Consider the following 19,663-nt stretch of genomic DNA (forward strand, 5'->3'; position numbering starts at 1 on the left):
CCAGCCCCCTTTGGGGGCTGGTTTTTTTTCGCCTGAGGATCGCCTGAGTTTTCAGGCGGTATCGGAATGATCGACAGGCGCCCGGATACGTTTTCTGCGATCCAGCAGGCAGTGGGTCTCGGGATCGTAATAGCGGCTGGGCCAGATCTCACAAGGATGAACCTTGATCGCGTCAGCGATCAACCATTCGCCCTTGGGCCATGGACGCGTGAGCGCATTAGCCAGCGTTGATGAACTGAGACCTGCTGCGCGTGATAGCGCCGCGAGTGTCATTCCACGCTTATGCAGCGCCGCGATAATGTCAGCCGGGTGCCAGTCTTCCATCCTTTTTTGCATATCCTGTTCTCCTTTTCCCTGTCATTGCGTCGTCCCGCAGGACGTGAGCTTTCCTTTTTTACCGTTATCTGGAAAGATTGAGGTTTTTATAGCAAATAGTTCCCATTAGTTTCCAGTAATATTTGGATCCAGCATCTGATCTGTGGGGTGGCATGCAAAAGGAGTGCAACAGCTAAGAGGTAACAAAAAGAAGTGAGAGCAGGGATGTAAAAACGGAGCCTGTCAGGCTCCGTGAGGGATCAGAAATCGCGCTGAACTGACATGTGCGCCAGCGACTCCAGCGCACTGCGCCACGGCGATTCGGGCAGAATACGCAAGGCTTCAATGGCTTTATCCGCTTCCTGTTCGGCGCGGCTGCGCGTCCATTCGAGTGAACCACACTGATTCATCGCTTCCAGTACCGGTTCCAGCAGATGGCGGCCATTTCCCTGCTCAATGGCTTCACGGATCATCTTCGCCTGCTCAGGTGAGCCGTGCTGCATAGCATGCAGCAGTGGCAGCGTGGGTTTGCCTTCACTCAGATCGTCGCCGGTATTTTTGCCCAGCGTCTCGCCGTCAGCACTGTAATCCAGTAAGTCGTCAATTAACTGGAAAGCGGTGCCCAGATAGCGCCCATAATCCTGTAGCGCTTTTTCCTCTTCAGGTGTGGCTTCAGCCAGTATCGCCGAGGCCTGCGAGGCCGCTTCAAACAGACGCGCGGTCTTGCTGTAAATCACGCGCATGTAACTCTCTTCGGTGATGTCGGGATCGTTGACGTTCATCAGCTGCAGGACTTCGCCCTCAGCAATCACGTTTACCGCTTCTGACATCAGCGCCAGGATACGCAGCGAACCCATGCTGGTCATCATCTGGAAGGCGCGGGTGTAAATAAAATCACCGACCAGCACGCTTGCCGCATTGCCAAACGCCGCGTTCGCGGTCGCTTTGCCACGACGCATATCGGATTCATCCACGACATCGTCATGCAGCAGCGTGGCGGTGTGGATAAATTCGATCAGCGCCGCATTGGTCACGTGCAGATCGCCCTTGTAGCCCATGGCACGTGCGGATAGCACGGCAATCATGGGACGGATACGCTTGCCCCCACCACTGATGATGTAGTAGCCCAACTGGTTGATGAGCGAGACATCTGAATTCAGCTGGTCGAGGATGGTCTGGTTAACGGCAGCCATATCCTGTGCGGTTAATTCATTAATCTGTTCTAAGTTCATTCGTCTTTTCAGCTATGACTCGTTATCTCTGCCATGGTAAGTGCTTTTACCCAGCCAGCGTTCAGGTAATCTGTTACTGATTGTACTTGAATTTTCTGCCTGAGAAACGGTTGCATTCAGCCTGTGTTTTTTTTCTGCAAGAGTGTGCAAAGTGCTCTTGTCTTCTTCTGGAGTTTTGCGTAGAATTCGCGCCCTATTGTGAATATTTAGCGCGCCGCCTGATGAACTAAAAGGCAAGCGCAGAAGCGGAGTTTTATATGTACGCGGTTTTCCAAAGTGGTGGTAAACAACACCGAGTAAGCGAAGGTCAGACCGTTCGCCTGGAAAAGCTGGACATCGCAACCGGTGAAACGATTGAGTTTGACCAGGTTCTGATGATTGCTAATGGCGAAGACGTGAAAATCGGCGCGCCACTGGTTTCAGGCGGAATGATCAAGGCAGAAGTTGTTGCTCACGGTCGTGGCGAGAAAATTAAGATCGTTAAGTTTCGTCGTCGTAAGCACTACCGTAAGCAAGCAGGCCATCGCCAGTGGTTCACTGATGTGAAAATCACTGGTATCACGGCATAAGAGGAGATCTGACAAATGGCACATAAAAAGGCTGGTGGTTCGACTCGAAATGGTCGTGACTCCAATGCAAAACGTCTGGGTGTAAAACGTTTCGGTGGCGAATCTGTTCTGGCAGGTAGCATCATCGTTCGTCAGCGTGGCACCAAATTCCACGCCGGTACCAATGTAGGTTGTGGTCGTGACCACACCCTGTTTGCTACCGCAGACGGTAAAGTACAGTTCGAAGTTAAAGGTCCGAACAACCGTAAATACATCAGCATCGTTGCTGAGTAAGGTTGTCGTGACGCAGACGTTTAACGTCTGAACGCACGAATTGAAGGCCCCGCAGCTCCTGCGGGGCTTTTTTACATTCTGCGGTCTGTTGCGGTAAAAGCGACGCATCACAAAAGTTTGCTGTACACTTTATGTACGCACTGGCGAAAGCCAATCCTGACTTATCCGCCGCTGGTCAGCGCAGAAGACCCTGGCGGACCCGTCTGCAGAGTGCTGCAGGCGATTGTGTGACGGAGATAGAAAATGAAGTTTGTAGATGAAGCGACAATTTTGGTCGTCGCCGGTGATGGCGGTAATGGTTGCGTAAGCTTCCGCCGCGAAAAATATATCCCGAGAGGCGGCCCTGATGGGGGTGATGGCGGTGACGGCGGTGACGTTTATCTGATCGCTGATGAAAACCTCAACACCCTTATCGATTATCGTTTCGAAAAATCTTTCCGCGCCGAGCGTGGGCAGAACGGCCAGAGCCGCGACTGTACTGGCAAACGCGGTAAAGATATCGAAGTTAAAGTGCCGGTCGGCACCCGGGTTATCGATCAGGGTACCGGCGAGACACTGGGCGACATGACGCGTCACGGCCAGAAACTGATGGTCGGCAAAGGCGGCTGGCATGGCCTGGGTAACACCCGCTTTAAATCATCTGTAAACCGCAGTCCGCGCCAGAAAACCATGGGTACCCCAGGTGAAAAGCGCGATCTGCAGCTGGAGCTGATGCTGCTGGCAGATGTCGGGATGCTGGGCTTACCGAATGCCGGTAAATCGACCTTTATCCGTGCCGTATCGGCAGCGAAGCCAAAAGTGGCGGACTATCCGTTTACCACGCTGGTGCCGAGTCTGGGCGTGGTTCGTATGGACAGCGAGCAGAGCTTCGTCGTGGCCGATATCCCTGGCCTGATTGAAGGCGCAGCCGATGGCGCAGGCCTCGGCATTCGCTTCCTGAAGCACCTTGAGCGCTGCCGCGTGTTGCTGCACCTGATCGACATCGACCCCATCGATGAAAGCGATCCGGTTGAAAATGCCCGCATCATTCTCGGCGAGCTGGAAAAGTACAGCGAGAAGCTGTTCAACAAGCCACGCTGGCTGGTCTTCAACAAAATTGATCTGATCAGTGAAGAAGAAGCGCAGTCACGGGCTAAAGCGGTGGCTGAAGCACTGGGCTGGGAAGATAAGTATTACCTGATTTCTGCCGCAAGCCGTACCGGTGTCAACGAACTCTGCTGGGACGTGATGAGCTTCATCAACGCTAATCCGAAAGAAGCGGAGCTTGAAGAGAAGCAGCCGGAGAAAGTGGAGTTCATGTGGGACGATTACCACAAAGAAACCATTGAAAACACGGTTGAAGTGGAAGATGAAGAGTGGGATGACGACTGGGATGATGAAGACGACGAAGGCGTTGAAATTATCTATCAGCGTTAACCGATCGCCTGCTACAGCGTGATATGCAATGCCCCCTTTCAGGCCTGAAAGGGGGCATTGTTCTTTCTGCAGCTAGCTCATCACCGCCACACTCAGTCGCGCACTGCAGCACAGCTGATCCCGACCGTTCCGAATCTCAATCTGCCAGCTCTGACTGCGTTTACCCAGATGCAGTGGACGGCAAATTCCCCGCACCAGACCGGCAGAAACCGCACGATGATGGCTGGCATTCACTTCTACGCCAACCACGCTGCTGCCTTCCTCAACCGCCAGATATCCGGCAATTGAGCCCATCGACTCCGCCAGCACCACGGACGCACCGCCATGCAGCAGCCCGAACGGCTGTTGCGTACGGGCATCGACCGGCATCGTCGCTTCCAGATAATCATCACCTATCAGGGTAAAAACGATACCCAGATGGGCCACCAGAGAGTTCTCACCCAGCGCATTCAGGGCGGGAAGATCAATGGATCGCTTCCAGATCGCTGTCATTATCAGGCTCCCAGGGTTGCGCCACCATCAACCACAATATCCTGCAGCGTCACATGGCTGGCAAGATCCGACGCGAGAAACAGTACGGTGGCTGCAATTTCCTGCGGCTGCGCGATCTTACCCAGCGGGATACCCAGCTTGAACTGATCCGGGAAGCCGGCAATCATCTCCTGCTCACCCGTCGGTGTGTGCCACAGGCTGCGTTGCATATCGGTGTCGGTGGAACCCGGTGAAACGATGTTGCAACGGACGCCATAGGGCGCCATCTCCAGACCCACGGTCTGACAGAGACTGCGCAGCGCCGCTTTTGAAGCACCATAAGCGGACATGCCGATACGCGGGGCGTGAGCCGAATTAGACGCGACGGTGACGATGGCACCGGCGCGCTGTTCGCGAAAGCGTGGCAATGTCTGCTGGAACAGATTAAACGCGCCGCCCGCATTGACGTTAAGACACGCCTGCCAGTCGGCAAACGACAGCTCATCGGTGGCCCCAATCCGTAAAATACCGGCTGCGTTGACCAGCACATCAATGCGCGGTTGCACGGCCAATACGCGCTGGCAGATCGTTTTGACCTGCGCCGGATCGGCTACATCTATCGTGTGGCAGGGAAACGGATAATCATGGCCCTTAAAACGTTGATCAAAGGCCTCAACCTGTGCGCCAGCCTGATGAAAGGCTAACGCAGTATGATAGCCGATGCCCTGGCCGGCACCGGTTACCCAGACAATTTTACCGCTGAAGTCGAATGTGTGGCTCATTTCGCCGGCTTCCGCGCCAGTAGCGCCCACCAGCCATCAATGCTCGGATTTTTCGCCAGGCTGACGAAATCGATATCACGATGTACCTGACGCCAGCGTGCCGCCAGCGCCATCACGCGTACTGAGTCCAGACCGTAATCAATCAGGTTTTCATCATCTTCCGGCACCTCATCATCTTCCAGCAGCGGCAGGATCAACGCGCGCAAATCATCTTTGCTGAGTGGCACAGGCATCAGATCGGCGGTCATCACCACTTTTCCGCTACGGCCCGCGGTGTAGGTCAGCGCCATCATATGTTCCTCACGGCTGAAGTCAGCCAGCGCATCGGCCACCATGAACGGCTGAATATTGCGCATAAACGCATCGGTGGCGGTGGTCAGGCAGCCAATATGGGCATAGACGCCGGTGATAATCAGCTGATCGCGACCCATCTCCTGCAGGATCGACTCCAGCGGCGAGCGGTGAAATGCACTGTAGCGCCATTTGGTCAGGACCTGATCGTCCTCATCCGGTGCCAGCGCATCCACGATCTTCTGCTGATCGGGATGTTTATTCAGGCCCGGTCCCCACATGTCGTTGAGCAGCGCACGATCTTCATCGCTCTGCGCGTTTGGCTGAGCGGTGTAAAACACCGGAATACCCTGCGCTTTGCAGTAGCGACGCAGGCGGGCAATATTGTCGACTACCTGCTCAACCAGCGGGCTATTTTCGCCCCAGAAGTTGAGAAAATAGCGCTGCATATCGTGGATCAGCAGGGCGGCACGGTCCGGCTCCAGCATCCATTTCACTTTGTTGTTGGGCAACTCGGTGGCGGCTGGCAGCGGATAAGAGGTCAGTTGTGGAATAGCCATTGAAAATCTCCGGACAGATCAGGCTTGCGCTTGTTGATCGGCAAGTTGTTGGCGCAGACGTTTTTTGTCCACCTTTCCGACCGCGGTCAGCGGCAGGGCATCTACGCAGGTAATACGGTCGGGCAGCTTAAATTCTGCCACGCCAAGTTCACGCAGGTGACGACGCAGCGCCACCGGTTTAACCGGCTGACGGGTGACGATAAAGGCACAACTCTTTTCACCCATCAGCTCGTCGCTCATGGAGACCAGTGCAGCGTGGATCACATCCGCATGGCGCTGCAGCAGGTTTTCGATCTCTTCGGCTGCGATCTTTTCGCCGCCCCGGTTGATCTGATCTTTCTCCCGGCCCTGCACGATGATGTTGCCAGAGGGCGTGATCTCAATCAGATCGCCAGAGCAGTAAAAGCCCTGGTCATCGAAGCTGGCGGCGTTATGTTCCGGGCTGTTGTAGTAGCCGCGGAAGGTATAAGGACCACGCGTCATCAGGCGACCGATGGAGCCTGCTGGCAATGGGTTACCCTGATCGTCGGCGACCCATACCTCGTCATCCGGGGAGATCGGGCGTCCCTGCGTGGTGAGAATGGTCTGCTCATCGTCATCCAGTCGGGTGTAGTTCACCAGACCTTCCGCCATACCAAATACTTGCTGCAGGGTGCAGCCGATCTCGTTCTGGATGCGCGCGGCCAGCGTTTCACCCAGCTTTGCGCCACCGACCTGAATGCGTTGCAGCGAGGCCAGCGCAGCATTGCTGCCCCATTCCTGAATCGCCTGCAGCCAGAGACTGGCGGCGGGCGGAACCAGGCCGGTATCGGTGACCTGATGCTTTTCAATCAGCGGGAAGCAGAGCGTTGCGCTGGGATCGGCGGCTAAGATCACCTGTCCGCCCGCGTAAAAAACGCCCAGCGCGCCCGGCGAACTCATCGGGAAGTTATGCGCGGCGGGCAGGGCGATCAGGTAGCGGGTGTCGGCGGTAACATCGCAGATAACGTCACTCTCACGGATGCTGTAGTAGTAATCATTATGGGTACGTGGGATCAGTTTCGGTGTACCGGTACTGCCACCCGACAGCTGGAAAAAGGCGACTTCATCGCCTGCGGTCGGGGTTGCGATGAAGTTGCCCGCGGGTTCAGCCAGCAGGGCATCGAGGCTGTTTTCCGTCTGAGCGTCATTACGCAGGATCACCTGTTGGAGTGAAGGCTGATCGCGGCGAAGTTGCGTAATAAACGCATCATCGGCGAACAGTGCGTGGCTGCGATCGGCAATTAACAGGCTCGGCGAAATCTGACTGGCATAGGCGGCCAGTTCGGTGCGCTGATGGCTGAACAGGGCGTTAACCGGGGCAACGCCGGTTTTGAACAGGGCAAACAGCGTCAGGTAAAATTCCGCCACGTTGCCAAGTTGCACCAGCGCCGTATCGCCTGACTTCAGGCCGCGACGCTGCAATGCCGCGGCCAGGTTGTCACTCAGCGCCGCCAGCTGGCGATAAGTAAATTGCCGTTCACCATCAATCACCGCCACGCTCTCGCTGTCGCGATGAAGTTCCAGGATATCGGTCATCGGCAGATCGAGCCAGTAGCCTTTTTCACGGTAACGTGCGGCCAGATCGTCCGGCCAGCGGCTGTAGGAAATCGTCATACAGGTTCCTTTATTGCAGTCCAAAAGCGCGAAGCATGGTGTCGAGTTTGACGCCGGTTTCACGCCATTCTGATTCAGGTTGTGAGTCCGCTACGATGCCTGCGCCCGCAAACAGCCGCACCCGTGGGCCATTCACCGTACCGCAACGAATGGTGACGACCCATTCGCCATTGCCCTGATCGTCACACCAGCCGACGATGCCGCCAAACAGCTGACGTTCAAATGGCTCCAGTCGCTGAATCAGCGTCTGAGCACGCTGATGCGGGAAGCCGCTGAGGGCCGGTGTCGGATGCAGCAGACAGGCCAGTGACAGCGCATTTTCGCGATCGTCCAGCACGTCACCCTGAATCTGCGTAGCGAGATGCCACAATGTTGCGGTGGTCAGCAGTGAAGGTGTCTCGGGGACCGACAGCAGGCGGCTGCGCGGCTGCAGTGTCGCGCGCATCGCATCCGTGACCAGCTTATGCTCATGACGATCTTTTGCTGAGTGCATCAGGCTGTCGCCAGAGGCCTGGTCACGCTGCGGATCGCGATGACGCGGCGCTGAACCGGCCAGCGGACAGGAGCTGAACTGGCGGCCCTGCTTACGAATCATCAGTTCCGGGCTGGCGCCAACCAGCGCGCCACCATCGGGCAGCGGCAGATGAAAGTGATAGCTGTTAGGGTTCTGCGCCACGATGCGCTGCATCAGGGCGGCCGTATCAACCGGCTGTTCCGCCACGATATCCATCAGCCGCGACAACACCACTTTATCCAGATCGCCGCGCTGCGTAGCCGCCACTGCCTGCGCAACCATGTCGATGAAAATGTCATGGTCCGGCACCGCCGTGCGGCGACGTACCTGCGGCAGTTCAGCCTCAGCGTGAGAGGCACTGGCGTTGAGATCGTCACGGTTAAAGGTCTGATACGACTCAGGGATAAACAGCGCAGCGGGCTGATCCACGTCGAAGGGGATTGCACCCACCAGAATGGGATGGGCAATGCCCTGTTTTCTGGCTGAAGCAAAATGGTGCTGTAGTTGCTGCTGAAACTCCCCTGTCAGCTGCTCACCCTGCCTTACCGGCGAGGTAAGGGTAGTAAAACAGCCCTGTGTGGTCAGGCTTTGCCAGGGAGAGGTAAACAGAAAGCCACGGCAGAGTGCCGGGAAATCCTGCAACAAGGGATGTTCAAACGCCAGCGATTCCACAATAATTTCCACCTATAAATGATAAGATAACTAATAATGATTATCATTTGTATTGTGGGCCAGTAACCTACGTTGATTAGCCGAAAGTGTCAATAATTACGCGGCGATTCAGCTGGTATGGCCGGTTAAATCAGCACAAATGGTCTCTCTCTTTTTCCGGGTAAAAGTGGACGAAAATCTATGAGTAAACATGGTGTCACATCGGCGATAGCGCTGTTTTTCCTGAGCATCAGCCTGTTCAGTGTTACCGCTGCTGCCCAGACCGGCTGGCCGCGAACTGTCGCCGGGGCAACAGGCAATATCACGCTGACCCAGGCACCGATGCGCATTGTCTCGACCAGCGTTACCCTGACCGGCTCGCTGCTGGCGATTGATGCGCCGGTCGTCGCCAGTGGCGCAACCGCACCCGGCAGTCGGCTGGCTGATAAGCAGGGATTCTTCCGTCAGTGGGGCGAAGTGGCCAAACAGCGCGGCGTAAAACGTCTCTACATTGGTGAGCCCAGTGCAGAAGCGATTGCTGCTGAAGCGCCAGACCTGATTGTGGTCAGCGCCACCGGGAATGATTCGGCGATCAAACTGGTCGATCAGCTTGCGGCGATTGCGCCGGTGCTGGTGGTGAATTACGACGATAAAAGCTGGCAGCAACTGGTGACGTTGCTGGGTGAGGCGACCGGGCATGAAGCGGAAGCTGCCGCCCGGAAAGCTGATTTTGATGCGCGAGAAAAGGCTCTGAAAGCGAAGCTGACCCTGCCGCCGCAGCCGGTTTCAGCGATGGTGTGGAACGGGGATGGCCGGGCAGTCAATCTGTGGACGGATGCGTCGGCGCAGGGGAAATTACTGCAGCAACTGGGCTTCACCCTGGCGACGCCGCCGGCCACTCTTCAGGCTGGTCACAGCATGGGACAGCGTAAAGATATCCTGCAACTGTCAGGAGAAAATCTGGCGGCAGGCCTTAATGGTCAATCATATCTGCTGTTTGCCGCCGAAGAGCCCACCGCCGCACAGGTGATGAGCAACCCTTTCCTGGCGCAGACCCCAGCGGTGCGCGCAAAAGCGGTCTATGCGCTGGGGCTGGATAGCTTCCGGCTCGACTACTACAGCGCCAGCAATTTGCTGACGCGGCTGGAGACGCTGTTCGTTAAATCATGATCCCGTTTCCGCCGGTGCAGGCGGTTGATAGCGACGCAGACGCGCCATCAGCAGCCACATGATGATGCCCAGCACGGTGGCTGCCAGACCAGCCAGGCTGGCCGCCTGCTGCGGCAACAGCAGTGAACCCATCGCGCCAATCATCGCTGCACCTATCGCATCGCCGGTGACATTCTGCGCTGTCCAGAGGCTGTTGATCCTGCCGAGCAGCGCATCAGGCGTCAGCGTCTGGATCAGCGCGTACTGCACCAGGCTGTTGATGGCACTGAAATAGCCAAAGGCCGCGAGGCAGACCAGACTCGCGCTGAACCACGGCATGAGGCTGAACAGAGCCAGCGCGACGAAAGCAGCAATAGCACTCGCCAGAATCAGGCGGCCCGGCTGCGGTGACTGTGCCAGCCGTCCGCTGGTGAGCGCACCTGTGGCAGCACCCAGCGGAACGGCGGCATACATCAGCCCTAACTCCGTCACACCGACCTGCCAGTGTGGCGCCAGCGCCGGATAGAGCACGCGCACCGCGCTGGCTAACGTCACCAGCGCGCCGACCAGCGCCGCCATGCCAACGATCGGGCTGGCAAACAGGAATTGCACGCCGCTGGCCAGTGCTTTCAGCGGATGTTCACGCGGCTGCGGCGGTGGCGGAAGCCGCGGCAACCGCAGCAGGGTTAGCACCGTCAGCAACGTGCCGAACGCCGCCAGTCCGTAGTTCCACGCCACACCGCCCTGCGCGATGACCAGTCCGGCAATGGCGGGGGGAGAGAATCGCGCCAAAGCGCACCGTCAGCATGGTAATCGCACCTGCTTTCATCAGGTTTTCACGCCCGACCAGCGCCGGAGTCGCCGCCAGCAGCGCGGTGACGCCTATCGCGCCGAAAAAACCATCCCACAGTCCCAGCACAAAGACGGCGATCACCGACGGCGAAGGGAGCAGGGCATTGATGCATAAGGCGACAAAGCCCAGGCCACAGGTGGATCGGGCAAACAGGATCAGACGTCGGCGCTCATAGCGATCCGCCAGCACACCGCCGGTCAGCAGGCCGATAAACATGCCGGCACCGGCCAGCGTCACCGCCAGCCCCACCAGCAGCGGCGACTGCGTTAGCTGCTGAATCTGAACCGGTACCGCCACCGCCAGCATGCCGAGGGCGACGATGGAGATAAAGCGGGCGATAAAAATGGCGCGAAAGGCGGGGTGGGTTCTCAGCAGGCTGAGATCGATAAAGTGGGAGGGTTTGTTCATAACGTCGCTTTTTTTGCACCCATTTTCCTCATCATTGAGTCCGGGAGTCATGGTAACATACAAAAAATCACTAATAACGATAACAAGTATCATTATCATAATGACTCGTGCTGCGATCTCAATGAATCGGTGAAGGTTTAAACGTTATGCGTCAACTTCGTGCAATAGCAGGTTCAGGGATGCTGCTGTTGTTGCTTCTCGCGCTCAGCCTGATGCTGGGTGCCAAATCTATCCCCTTTCATGATGTCACGCAGGCCTTATTCAGCGACTGTAACCGCGTCGATTGTGTCATCGTGCGCGATGCCCGACTGCCGCGCACCCTGGCGGGTCTGCTGGCCGGGATCAGTTTAGGTCTGGCGGGCGCGCTGATGCAGAGCCTGACGCGCAATCCGCTGGCCGATCCCGGCATTCTCGGTATCAACGCCGGTGCGGGCTTTGCGGTGGTGCTGGGCATCGCCCTGTCTGGCGCTGACTCCCCCCGCGGACTGGCTTGGCTTTGCCTTTACGGGCGCACTGCTGGCCTCCCTGCTGGTGGCGCTGACCGGTGCGCTGGGCGGTGGCCGCGTTAATCCGGTGCGTCTGACGCTGGCAGGCGTGGCGCTGGGCGCGGTGCTGGAGGGGTTAACCTCTGGTTTATCGCTGCTCAATCCTGACATCTACGATCATCTGCGTTTCTGGCACAGTGGCTCGCTGGATATCCGCAATTTTGCCATTCTGCGCACCACCTTTCCGGCGGTAGTCGCCGGTAGCCTGCTGGCGCTGCTGCTGGCGCGTTCGCTCAACAGCCTGAGTATGGGCGGTGATATGGCGACCGCGCTGGGTACCCGGGTGATGCGTACCCAGCTGGTGGGATTACTGGCTATTGCTCTGCTGAGTGGGGCGGCGACAGCCTCTGTCGGTCCCATCGCTTTTGTCGGCTTAATGACGCCACATCTGGCCCGCTGGCTGCTGGGTAACGATCATCGCTGGATGCTGCCCGGAACCCTTCTTATCACCCCCTGTTTGCTGCTGGCCGCCGATATTCTGGGACGGCTGCTGGTACCGGGCGAACTGCGCGTGTCGATTGTCACGGCCATACTGGGCGCGCCGATGCTGATTGTGCTGGTGCGCCGCAAGTCGGGAAGAGGGCAGATATGAAACGGGTGATGGTTAATGCGCTGATGCTGCTGGTGGCCTGCGGGGTGCTGGCCTTTCTGAGCATTACGCGCGGCACCTTACCGATCTCCGCCAGCCAGTTGTGGGCCCTTATCAACGGCGAGGCGGCGCGTAACATACAGTTGATTGTACTGGAGTGGCGACTGCCGCGCGTCATGATGGCGCTGCTGATTGGTGCGGCACTGGGCGTCAGCGGGGCAATTTTTCAGTCGCTGCTGCGCAACCCGCTGGGCAGCCCCGATATTCTGGGTTTCAATACCGGCGCTTACAGCGGCGTCCTGGTGGCACTGGTGCTGTTCCAGCAAAACATGGAGGGCATGACGCTGGCGGCACTGCTTGGCGGACTGCTCACGGCGGGCGTGGTCTGGCTGTTCAGCTGGCGCAACGGCGTGGAGACCTTTCGTCTGATCATTGTGGGCATCAGCGTGCGGGCGCTGCTGATGGCGCTGAACAGCTGGCTGATTATCAGCGCCTCACTGGAGGCGGCACTGAGCGCCGGGCTCTGGAGCGCCGGTTCACTCAACGGCATTACCTGGGCGAAAACGACGCCGGTGATTACCGTGCTTCTGCTGGCGCTGCTGGCGACAAGCATGCTGGCCCGGCGCATGCGTCTGCTGGAGATGGGTGACGACACTGCCTGCGCGCTGGGCGTACCGGTTGAACGCAGCCGCGTTTTGCTGATGCTGACGGGCGTGATCCTCACCGCCGCCTCTACCGCGCTGGTCGGTCCTATCTCCTTTATTGCGCTGCTGGCACCGCAGATTGCTCGTCGGCTATGTGGCGGTATCAAAGGCGCGCTGCCGCTGGCTGCCTTGTGCGGCGCGCTGCTGTTAACCGCCGCGGATTACGCCGCGCAGCACTTTTTCCTGCCTTATCAGCTGCCGGTTGGCGTCATCACGGTTAGCCTGGGCGGACTCTATCTGATTGCTTTACTGGTACGGGAGGCGCGACGCCAATGACAGTGAAAACACGTTTGCAGGGCGACGCGCTGACGCTGGGGTATGACAAAAAAATCGTGGCGGAGAATCTCACCGTCGCGATCCCCGACGGTGAACTGACCGTTATTATTGGCCCAAATGCCTGTGGAAAGTCGACGCTGCTGCGTACCTTATGCCGCCTGGTCTCGCCCCTGAAAGGCCAGGTGCTGCTGGATGGCAATGCGATTGCTCACTACGCTACCAAAGAGGTGGCGCGTCGGCTGGGTCTGCTACCGCAAAGCTCGAATGCACCAGCGGGCATCAGCGTCAGCGAACTGGTCGCGCGCGGGCGTTATCCGCACCAGTCGTTGTTTGGTCGCTGGCGACAGGAAGATGAGACGGCTGTTCAGCAGGCAATGCAGGCTACCGGCGTGGCAGACTTAGCGCAGCAGCAGGTTGATACGCTCTCTGGCGGCCAGCGGCAGCGGGTGTGGATTGCGATGGTGCTGGCTCAGCAGACGCCACTGTTGCTGCTGGATGAACCGACCACCTGGCTCGACATCGCCCATCAGATTGAGTTGCTGGAATTAATGCAGGATCTCAATCAGCAGCATGGCCGTACGCTGGTGGTGGTGCTGCACGATCTCAATCAGGCGTGCCGCTATGCCAGCCACCTGATTGCGATGCGAGACGGGAAAATCATTGCCGAAGGGAAACCGGCGGAGATCGTCACGCCGGAACTGATAGAAGCGATCTACGGCCTGCGCTGCATCATCATTAACGATCCGGTGGCCGGTACGCCGATGATTGTGCCGCTGGGAAGAGGCTGACCTGCGCTTTCTTCAGGTGGAGAAAGCGCAAAGTCAGAACGACTCAGGGATTCAGCGACGCCAGGCACTGCTGCAGTCGTGGCCCAATCTGTTCGAACATGCGCGGTGAGATGATCTCGACGTGCGCACAGTCCAGCGGCCAGATAGTCAGCTCGCCGACATAGGGCGCCCAGGCGCGGCGCGCATCCTGACCGGGCTGCTGCGTCTGTTCCGCCAGGAACAGGGTTGCGTGTCCGGTGAAGCGGGCACTGCGCGCTGTTGCCAGCAGGCGCACTGAACTGGCGTAGTTGGCTTCAATGGTGGTAAACAGTGCCGCCATTCCTTCACCGGCCTGCTGCCGTTGCGCAGCGATAAACTGCTCGCGCTCACGATTAACTTCTTCCAGCACCGCCGGATCCAGCACGTTTTCACCGCGCCGTTCATCCCAGTTCTGCGTCTCCGGCGGCCAGGTATCCAGCAGTCCGAGGAAGGCAACGGTTTCACCTTCGGCCTCCAGCCGCGCGGCGATACCCTGCGCCAGCGTGCCGCCCAGCGAGTAGCCCAGGAAATAGTAAGGCCCCTGTGGCTGCTGCTGACGCACCGTCGCCAGATGCGCCTCACACACCGCGTCAAGGTGCTGCGCCTGGTTCAGCGGGCTGGTGATGTCGGGTGACTGAATGCCGAGTAGCGACCAGCGTGCATCCAGATAGCGCTGCAACACGCTGAACTGCCAGGCAAAACCGGAGGCGGGATGGAAGCAGAACAGCGTCGGGCCAGTGCCGCGCCGCAAGGGTAATACCGCTTCAAATCCGGCACGAGCCACATCCGCTGGCTCGCTGCTGAGCAGTGTCGCCAGCTTTTCTACCGTGGATGCCACCATGATCTGGCCCACTGACACCGGCTGATTCAGCGTCCGGCGCAGCTGTGCTGCCAGCCGCATCGCCAGCAGCGAGTGGCCGCCCAGCGAGAAGAAATCATCCTGGGCGCTCACCGGTTCGCACTCCAGCAGCCTGGCAAACGCCTGTGCCAGTGTCGTTTCGAGTCCGGGATGCGGCGCGCGACCAGCCAGCGCTGCCTGCGTTTGCGGCAGCGGCAGCGCTTTGCGATCCAGTTTACCGTTGCTGCTGAGCGGTAACGCCGCCAGCTGAACAATCGCCACCGGCACCATATGCGCCGGTAACTGTGTGGCCAGAGTCTGACGCATTGCGTCGGTATCGATCGGGCCATCAGCCACCACATAGCCGACCAGCTGGCGGGCATCGCCCTGCTGATCGCTGCTGCTCCCCAGCACCACCGCATGTGTGACGGCCTGCTCAATGCCAGGTAGCGCAGCCATGGCGTGGTCGATCTCGTTCAGCTCGATACGCTGTCCGCGAATTTTAAGCTGATCGTCGCTGCGGCCCAGATACTCCACCGCACCATCCGGCAGCCAGCGCGCCACATCACCGGTGCGGTACATCCGGGAGCCGTGACCCCACGGATCGGCGACAAACCGGCTGGCAGTAAGGTCGGGACGATCAAGATAGCCATGCGCCAGCTGCACGCCGGTCAGATAGAGATCGCCAGCCACGCCCGGTGGTACCGGCTGCAGACGTGCATCCAGAATCCGTAAGCCGGTGTTCCAGACCGGGAAGCCAATCGGCACGCTGGCCCCTTCGACGGCCGCCAGCTCCGGGCCAAAGGCCGGATAGTAGCTGACATCAACCGCCGCTTCGGTCGGGCCATAAAGATTATGCAAGGGCACCCGGGTCAGCGCCTGCCACTGGCGCGATAACTCTGCGGGCAGCGCTTCGCCGCTACAGAAAACCCGGCGCAGGGTGGCGCAGCGCGCTATCGCGTCACCTTCCTGCAGCGAGGCAATAAAAGCAGCCAGCATCGACGGAACAAAATGGGTGGTGGTCACGCGGTAGCGGGCAAACAGTTGCTGCAGCGCGTCCGGGTCGCGATGAGCATCGGGCGGAGCCATCACCAGCTGTGCGCCGACGATGAGCGGCCAGAAGAACTCCCATACCGAAACATCAAAGCTGCTCGGGGTTTTCTGCAACACCACATCATCGCTGCCGAGCGGATAGCGATCCTGCATCCATAACAGACGGTTGACGATCGCCTCATGACTGACCAGCACCCCTTTTGGCCGACCGGTCGAGCCGGAGGTATAGATGATGTATGCGCCATCCTGTGGACGCGGGACCTGCATCAGCACGCTATCAACGGGTGTTAACAGCGCGTCGTAAAACAGCGGCGCGACGGGTGAGAGTGCCGCCAGCCGCTCGGCCAGTTCACGACAGGTGATCAGCGTTTTCGGCGCGGCATCTTCCAGCATCATCTGTAACCGATCGTCCGGGTAGCCGGTATCAAGCGGCAGCCAGGTTGCCCCCACGCTGACGATCGCCTGCAGCGCCAGCGATAAAAAGACCGAACGCGGCAGCGCTACGGCGACGATATCACCCGGCGTCACTCCCTGCGCAATCAACTGTTGCCCCAGCGCGGCGACCTGCTGCTGCATCTGTTGATAGTCAAGCTGATGCCCCTCATCTGCCAGTGCCGGAGCGCGCGGCGAACGCTGTGCCTGACGGAGCAGCAGGCTGCTCAGGGTTTCTGCGGGCAGCATTACGGCAGTCTGGTTGATCGCCGCGAGCTGCTGATGCTCTTCCGGCATCAGCATATCCAGCTCGCCACAGGCACTGGCTGGCCGGACGGCAAGCTGCTGAAGCAGCAGGCCAAAGCGGCTGGCGTGTTGTTTCAGCGTTGTGTCGCTGTAGCGCTGTGCATTAGCCAGTAGCTCCAGCGTCAGGTCGCCCTGTTCGCTGAGGTAGATAGCAATTTCCAGATCGCGTACCGGTCCTGACGCCAGCTGATGGGTTACGCCTTTGATGCCAGCGAAATCGAGCTGGTAATCAAACATCTTCAGATTGATTACCGGCCCATAGAGCGGATCGCTGTCGCCGGAGCGACCCAGATCGCGCTGCACCTGTTCAGCGTCGTAACGCTGATGGCGACGCATTTTTTTGACTTCGCCCGCCAGACGCCCGGCCAGTGCCGTCAGCGGCTGTGCCGGATCGTAATGCACCGCCAATGGCAGCACGTTAATCACCGGACCGGTGGCGCAGAGCGCGGCCGAGCCGATGCGGCGCATAAAGATGAAACCGGCGGCGAACGCATGCTGGCCGGTGAGGCGCGCCAGCCATAACGCCACCAGCGCAAAGGCGGTATCTGCGGCGCTGAGGTTGTGCTGCCCGGTGTGCGTCAGCAAAGCCTGAAACGTGTCGCGATCCACGGCAAACGTATGGCGCAGCAGGTCGGTACTGGCGCTCTGACCGGCCAGCGGCAGAGCGGACAACGAGGCGGGCGCAGGTAGCTGCGCCCCTTTCTCCAGCCAGAACTGGCGATCGCGCTGCCAGCCCGAAGATTGCTGATAGCGCTGATATTCATCAACGACGTCGCTGAACGGCACGAACGGGCTTGGCTCCGGCGTGTCGCCGCGCTGCCAGGCGCTGTAAAGATTGGCGATACGGCGGGTCAGGGCGGTGAAACTAAAACCATCGACCACCAGATGATGGTATCGCTGATACCAGTACCAATGATCCTCATCCAGCCGAAGCAGGCTGTGATGGTAGAGCGGCGCGCCGCTCAGCACCCGCAGATCGCCGGTCATATCCTGCTGCATCAGCGCACGTGCTTCGGCCTCCGGATCGGCGGCGTCGCGCAGATCGATCACCTCAGGCTCGCGGAAAGCCTGGGGTTCAGGCCACTGTAGCGGTTCACCCTCCTGCTCGCCAAAGGCCATATTCAGTGTGTCCGCTTCCTGCATGCCAGCAATTATGGCCCGTGACAGCAGCGCGCTGTTCAGCGCACCGCGCAGTTCGACAAAATGCGCCACGGCGTAAGCATTGGAATAGGGCGATAGCTGGTCAGCGATCCAGATTCCGGGCTGAGCGGCCACCAGTGGCAGCGTTTTTTGTTCTGTCTGCGGGTTGAGGGTGATCTCAGACATTTTCGCCTCTGTCCTGCGTCATAACCGGACGGATATCGTGCCAGTTTTCATTCAGCCAGCTCAGACAGTCAGCCTGTGGCCCGGGGCCAAACACCGGCTGCCATCCTGCCGGAACCGCACAAAAGGCGGGCCATAAGCTGTACTGCTGCTGATCGTTCTTCAGCACCTGACAATCCTGTTGCGGATCGTCGAAAGGGTTAAGTTGTTGCATGTCGGTCTCCTGTCCGCAGTCACCGGGCGCGCTAACGCCGCTGTCCTGCATAGATATCTTTCAGTGGCGCGCAGAAGGCGGAATATAAGCGGGTTAGGGCTATTGCCACATGGCTTTAAGGCCTGCCAGCAGTCCACCGCGCCAGCACAGCGCATCGTGACCGCCTTCGACCGGGTGATAGCTGACCTGATGTCCGGCAGCGTTCAGATCGTGCTGAAACTGCTGGTTTGCTGCCAGAATCAGCCGTTCGCGTCGTCCCGCTTCCAGGTAGAAGCGGCGAGGGGGTGCCTGCAGCAAACCCTGTTGTAACTGCTGTGGCAGCCAGCCATTGGGGTCGCCGCGCGCGGGCCACCAGAACGACCCGGAGAGGCTGATCGCCCCAGCAAAGGTTTCCGGCCAGGTCAGGGTGGCGTAAGCGGCAGAAAGGCCGCCAAAACTCTGTCCCGCTACCAGCGTGCTGTCGGCACGAAACGGCGCCCAGCGCTGAACCTGCGGCAACAGCTCGTGCTGAATCGCCAGCCAGAAGTCAGGGTTACAGGTCAGCTCACGCGTGCGGTGTTCGCGGTCGATGATGTCGATCATGACATAGACCGCAGGGGGCAGTTCGCCCGCCTCTGTCAGTTGCTGAAGCGGGCCGGCAACCGGCATGGTCTGTGCCCAGAACTGACCATCCAGCAGCAGTACCAGCGGACGATCGCCTGCACTGGCGTCTCCGGTAACAGAGATCCAGATCTGACGCTGGTTCCCCAGCCGTTCGCTGCGCCACAAATAGTGTTGCAGCGGAATATCGGCGGCACGGCCCTCATCAACCGCACGCCACACCAGCTGATCCGGCGCGTGTGGCAGGTGCAGTGGCGAGACCCTCATTCCGCGTCCACCCGCCCAGCTTCGCAAAGGATTCAGCGGGTCGCTTTGCGCCTGCGGGAATTTCTGACTCCACCACTGGCGCACTGCCTGCATATCGGCCTGCCCGGTAAAAGTCTCTTCCTGACTATCAGGAATCAGGCAGTAGCTGCCGCGCCAGTCAGCGGGCAGGGCGGTTTGCCACCACCAGACATCGGTATCGGGAACAGGCGTTAATGAGGAGGGGACCGCTGAATGATGATGATCGGTTACGCCGGTAATATTGATCCAGACGCGCCGGGTATCGGAGTGCTGCGTGTCACCCTGGGGATCGCGCCAGAAAAAGGTGACCTGACAGGTTCCCTTTTCGCCAGCTTCAACCAGAGGAATGCCCCGTTGCTGCTGCTGTTGCCACCAGCGTTCACTGCCGGTTTCTTCACTTAACCACGTCATACGCGCCATCTTTCGATCACCCTTGATTAGGGTCATACATGTTATGAATAATAGTATTGATAATTATTTGCATTTGCAATAGGGTGTTTCCGCCCGACAGGGAGCGCGCGCATCCTCTCTGCCGCACCGGCTTTCAGACTGATGCAAAGCAGTTCTGACGCT

Annotated in this window: 16 protein-coding genes and 2 pseudogenes; 7 read left to right on the plus strand and 11 right to left on the minus strand. The window is 58.9% G+C overall.

Annotation, left to right across the window (positions count from 1 at the left end; genetic code table 11):
* Positions 1-51: 51 nt before the first annotated feature.
* Positions 52-336: a helix-turn-helix transcriptional regulator gene (locus JNO11_RS01420; protein WP_022625265.1), complete on the minus strand. Its 285-nt coding sequence runs from the start codon at positions 334-336 to the stop codon at positions 52-54.
* 239 nt (positions 337-575) lie between these two features.
* A complete protein-coding gene (gene ispB / locus JNO11_RS01425; RefSeq protein ID WP_008925415.1) occupies positions 576-1,547 on the minus strand; it encodes an octaprenyl diphosphate synthase in 972 nt (323 codons plus the stop codon).
* 257 nt (positions 1,548-1,804) lie between these two features.
* Between ispB and rplU the strand changes: the two genes are divergently transcribed.
* From rplU to cgtA, 3 genes are all read left to right on the plus strand, one after another.
* Positions 1,805-2,116 (plus strand): 50S ribosomal protein L21, encoded by a 312-nt coding sequence (gene rplU / locus JNO11_RS01430; RefSeq protein ID WP_008925416.1) that lies wholly within the window; start codon positions 1,805-1,807, stop codon positions 2,114-2,116.
* A gap of 15 nt (positions 2,117-2,131) precedes the next feature.
* A complete protein-coding gene (gene rpmA, locus JNO11_RS01435; RefSeq protein ID WP_003851093.1) occupies positions 2,132-2,389 on the plus strand; it encodes a 50S ribosomal protein L27 in 258 nt (85 codons plus the stop codon).
* Between the two features lie 243 nt (positions 2,390-2,632).
* Positions 2,633-3,805, plus strand: coding sequence for an Obg family GTPase CgtA (gene cgtA, locus JNO11_RS01440; RefSeq protein WP_003851092.1), 1,173 nt, complete (start codon positions 2,633-2,635; stop codon positions 3,803-3,805).
* A gap of 72 nt (positions 3,806-3,877) precedes the next feature.
* On the opposite strand, the gene JNO11_RS01445 is transcribed toward cgtA, so the two are convergent.
* The 5 genes from JNO11_RS01445 to JNO11_RS01465 are packed head-to-tail and all read right to left on the minus strand — an operon-like array spanning position 3,878 to position 8,733.
* Positions 3,878-4,297 carry a hotdog fold thioesterase gene (locus JNO11_RS01445; protein WP_029519501.1) on the minus strand — a complete coding sequence of 140 codons (420 nt, stop codon included), beginning with the start codon at positions 4,295-4,297 and terminating at the stop codon, positions 3,878-3,880.
* Between the two features lie 2 nt (positions 4,298-4,299).
* Positions 4,300-5,058, minus strand: coding sequence for a 2,3-dihydro-2,3-dihydroxybenzoate dehydrogenase (gene dhbA, locus JNO11_RS01450; RefSeq protein ID WP_325176840.1), 759 nt, complete (start codon positions 5,056-5,058; stop codon positions 4,300-4,302).
* The gene (locus JNO11_RS01455; RefSeq protein WP_325176841.1) at positions 5,055-5,909 is read right to left on the minus strand and encodes an isochorismatase family protein; all 855 of its coding nucleotides are present in this window, start codon (positions 5,907-5,909) and stop codon (positions 5,055-5,057) included. Before JNO11_RS01455 ends, dhbA begins: the two co-directional genes overlap by 4 nt.
* An 18-nt stretch (positions 5,910-5,927) precedes the next feature.
* Positions 5,928-7,544 carry a (2,3-dihydroxybenzoyl)adenylate synthase gene (locus tag JNO11_RS01460; protein ID WP_325176842.1) on the minus strand — a complete coding sequence of 539 codons (1,617 nt, stop codon included), beginning with the start codon at positions 7,542-7,544 and terminating at the stop codon, positions 5,928-5,930.
* A gap of 10 nt (positions 7,545-7,554) precedes the next feature.
* Positions 7,555-8,733, minus strand: a complete 1,179-nt coding sequence (locus tag JNO11_RS01465) for an isochorismate synthase (RefSeq protein ID WP_325177634.1) — start codon at positions 8,731-8,733, stop codon at positions 7,555-7,557.
* Between the two features lie 177 nt (positions 8,734-8,910).
* Between JNO11_RS01465 and fepB the strand changes: the two genes are divergently transcribed.
* Complete coding sequence (gene fepB, locus JNO11_RS01470; protein WP_325176843.1) at positions 8,911-9,879, plus strand: Fe2+-enterobactin ABC transporter substrate-binding protein; 969 nt, start codon at positions 8,911-8,913, stop codon at positions 9,877-9,879.
* Here the strand turns inward: fepB and entS are convergent.
* Positions 9,874-11,119: pseudogene (entS, locus tag JNO11_RS01475) on the minus strand (enterobactin transporter EntS). The gene fepB and the pseudogene entS overlap by 6 nt on opposite strands.
* A 146-nt stretch (positions 11,120-11,265) precedes the next feature.
* Here entS and fepD point away from each other — a divergent pair.
* The 3 genes and pseudogenes from fepD (at position 11,266) to JNO11_RS01490 (ending at position 14,021) form a co-directional block, all read left to right on the plus strand.
* Positions 11,266-12,256 (plus strand): annotated as a pseudogene (fepD, locus tag JNO11_RS01480) (Fe(3+)-siderophore ABC transporter permease).
* Entirely contained in the window at positions 12,253-13,233 is a 981-nt protein-coding gene (gene fepG / locus JNO11_RS01485) for an iron-enterobactin ABC transporter permease (RefSeq protein ID WP_033770870.1), read from the plus strand. The pseudogene fepD and the gene fepG overlap by 4 nt, the downstream one beginning before the upstream one ends.
* Positions 13,230-14,021, plus strand: coding sequence for an ATP-binding cassette domain-containing protein (locus tag JNO11_RS01490; protein ID WP_033759634.1), 792 nt, complete (start codon positions 13,230-13,232; stop codon positions 14,019-14,021). The genes fepG and JNO11_RS01490 overlap by 4 nt, the downstream gene beginning before the upstream one ends.
* A gap of 43 nt (positions 14,022-14,064) precedes the next feature.
* Here the strand turns inward: JNO11_RS01490 and JNO11_RS01495 are convergent, their stop codons facing one another.
* From JNO11_RS01495 to fes, 3 genes are all read right to left on the minus strand, one after another.
* Entirely contained in the window at positions 14,065-17,994 is a 3,930-nt protein-coding gene (locus tag JNO11_RS01495) for an enterobactin synthase subunit F (RefSeq protein ID WP_325176844.1), read from the minus strand.
* Positions 17,987-18,205, minus strand: a complete 219-nt coding sequence (locus tag JNO11_RS01500) for an MbtH family protein (RefSeq protein WP_029519500.1) — start codon at positions 18,203-18,205, stop codon at positions 17,987-17,989. The genes JNO11_RS01495 and JNO11_RS01500 overlap by 8 nt, the downstream gene beginning before the upstream one ends.
* Positions 18,206-18,304: 99 nt before the next feature.
* Positions 18,305-19,510, minus strand: coding sequence for an enterochelin esterase (fes, locus tag JNO11_RS01505; protein ID WP_325176845.1), 1,206 nt, complete (start codon positions 19,508-19,510; stop codon positions 18,305-18,307).
* Positions 19,511-19,663 lie beyond the last annotated feature (153 nt).

The organism is Pantoea sp. 1B4 (genome assembly GCF_016925765.1).
In the GTDB taxonomy this organism is placed as follows: domain Bacteria; phylum Pseudomonadota; class Gammaproteobacteria; order Enterobacterales; family Enterobacteriaceae; genus Pantoea; species Pantoea agglomerans.

Bases quoted from the DNA above. Each gene is read 5' to 3' on its own strand.
- JNO11_RS01420 (WP_022625265.1), bottom strand. From the start codon at position 336: ATGCAAAAAAGGATGGAAGACTGGCACCCGGCTGACATTATCGCGGCG.
- ispB (WP_008925415.1), bottom strand. From the start codon at position 1,547: ATGAACTTAGAACAGATTAATGAATTAACCGCACAGGATATGGCTGCC.
- rplU (WP_008925416.1), top strand. From the start codon at position 1,805: ATGTACGCGGTTTTCCAAAGTGGTGGTAAACAACACCGAGTAAGCGAA.
- rpmA (WP_003851093.1), top strand. From the start codon at position 2,132: ATGGCACATAAAAAGGCTGGTGGTTCGACTCGAAATGGTCGTGACTCC.
- cgtA (WP_003851092.1), top strand. From the start codon at position 2,633: ATGAAGTTTGTAGATGAAGCGACAATTTTGGTCGTCGCCGGTGATGGC.
- JNO11_RS01445 (WP_029519501.1), bottom strand. From the start codon at position 4,297: ATGACAGCGATCTGGAAGCGATCCATTGATCTTCCCGCCCTGAATGCG.
- dhbA (WP_325176840.1), bottom strand. From the start codon at position 5,058: ATGAGCCACACATTCGACTTCAGCGGTAAAATTGTCTGGGTAACCGGT.
- JNO11_RS01455 (WP_325176841.1), bottom strand. From the start codon at position 5,909: ATGGCTATTCCACAACTGACCTCTTATCCGCTGCCAGCCGCCACCGAG.
- JNO11_RS01460 (WP_325176842.1), bottom strand. From the start codon at position 7,544: ATGACGATTTCCTACAGCCGCTGGCCGGACGATCTGGCCGCACGTTAC.
- fepB (WP_325176843.1), top strand. From the start codon at position 8,911: ATGAGTAAACATGGTGTCACATCGGCGATAGCGCTGTTTTTCCTGAGC.
- fepG (WP_033770870.1), top strand. From the start codon at position 12,253: ATGAAACGGGTGATGGTTAATGCGCTGATGCTGCTGGTGGCCTGCGGG.
- JNO11_RS01490 (WP_033759634.1), top strand. From the start codon at position 13,230: ATGACAGTGAAAACACGTTTGCAGGGCGACGCGCTGACGCTGGGGTAT.
- JNO11_RS01495 (WP_325176844.1), bottom strand. From the start codon at position 17,994: ATGTCTGAGATCACCCTCAACCCGCAGACAGAACAAAAAACGCTGCCA.
- JNO11_RS01500 (WP_029519500.1), bottom strand. From the start codon at position 18,205: ATGCAACAACTTAACCCTTTCGACGATCCGCAACAGGATTGTCAGGTG.
- fes (WP_325176845.1), bottom strand. From the start codon at position 19,510: ATGGCGCGTATGACGTGGTTAAGTGAAGAAACCGGCAGTGAACGCTGG.